Source organism: Rhizobium sp. P1_E6 (assembly GCF_056405875.1).
In genome coordinates, this window is the sequence record NZ_JBFUBG010000280.1 from 1 (window position 1) to 1,346 (window position 1,346).

Below are 1,346 nucleotides of genomic sequence, written 5' to 3' on the forward strand. Positions count from 1 at the left end.
GGTTTATGCCGGTATGATCATCGGCATCCATTCGCGCGACAACGATCTTGAAGTGAACGTGCTCAAGGGCAAGCAGCTGACCAACATCCGCGCTGCCGGCAAGGACGAAGCTGTGAAGCTGACGCCGCCGATCCGGATGACGCTTGATCGCGCTCTCTCCTGGATCCAGGACGACGAGTTGATGGAAGTGACACCGAAGAACATTCGTCTGCGTAAGATGTATCTCGACGCGAACGACCGCAAGCGTTTCGAAAAGTCGAAGGCAGCCCTCTGATAGCCTAGAGGAACTCTTAAAACCCCGGCCCTCGCGCCGGGGTTTTTTATTGTGCGCTGCGTCGATTCCTTCTTGTGACAATCGTTAAAAAAGCGTTAAATTTTCTCTGTCGTCCACATATCAAGTCTGTGGGCAATCGATCACGTTGCGGTCGCCGCAGATGGTTAATTGCCTCCAGCGGGACCAGAGTAAGCGTTATGAAGACGTTGTCGATTGATGTCCGGCGGGCCGAACCGCATGATGCCCGAGCCATATCGGAAGCCCATCGGCTTTCCTGGCAGCATACTTATGCGGGCATCATTCCGCATCGCGCTCTCAGCCACATGATTGAGCGCCGCGGGGAGACCTGGTGGCGCAAAGCGACACGTGGCCCGGCAACGCTACTGGTTCTCGACGTGGCAGGCACCGTGGCGGGCTATGCCACCCTTGGCCTCAACCGTGCCCGTGCGCTGCCGCAGGAGGGCGAAATCTATGAGCTCTACCTGCGTCCGGAATATCAGGGCATCGGCCTCGGCAAGATGCTTTTCGGCGAGGCCCGGCGACTTCTGAAATCTCTCGGCTGCAACGGCATGGTCGTCTGGTGCCTGGAAGAAAACGAGACGGCCGCCAGCTTTTATCGCGACCATGGCGGGATCGATTTCTGCGAGGGCATAGAAAATTTCGACCATAAGCAGATCAAAAAGATCGGCTTCATCTGGAATTGATAACGGCTTCGCAACCGCGCCATTTGATACAGAAAATATTCCACTTTTGAGTGTCCTCGCATATTAAGCATTGCTTGCGAGGCATGTTGCGTTGCGAGATGAAACCGATTAACTGGCTTCGACGCAATTCAATCTCGCGGGAGTTTCCTATGCGCATCGATGCCGTTTCAATCGGTAAGAATCCACCTGAAGACGTCAACGTTATCGTCGAGGTTCCCGTCGGCGGTCATCCGATCAAGTACGAAATGGACAAGGAAGCCGGTACGCTGGTTGTCGACCGCTTCCTCTACACGCCGATGACCTATCCGGGTAACTACGGCTTCGTACCGCACACGCTTTCGGAAGACGGCGACCCGATCGACGTGCTG

The 1,346-nt window shown here is 55.5% G+C and carries 2 protein-coding genes and 1 pseudogene; all 3 read left to right on the top strand.

Going from position 1 to position 1,346, the window contains the following annotated elements; translation table 11 throughout:
• A pseudogene (locus AC1D35_RS36215) lies at positions 1–274 on the top strand (translational GTPase TypA); the annotation flags it as partial.
• 197 nt (positions 275–471) lie between these two features.
• Complete coding sequence (locus AC1D35_RS36220; protein ID WP_113299638.1) at positions 472–978, top strand: GNAT family N-acetyltransferase; 507 nt, start codon at positions 472–474, stop codon at positions 976–978.
• A 149-nt stretch (positions 979–1,127) separates the two neighbouring features.
• On the top strand, positions 1,128–1,346 hold a 219-nt coding region (locus AC1D35_RS36225; protein ID WP_477942839.1), incomplete at its 3' end, for an inorganic diphosphatase.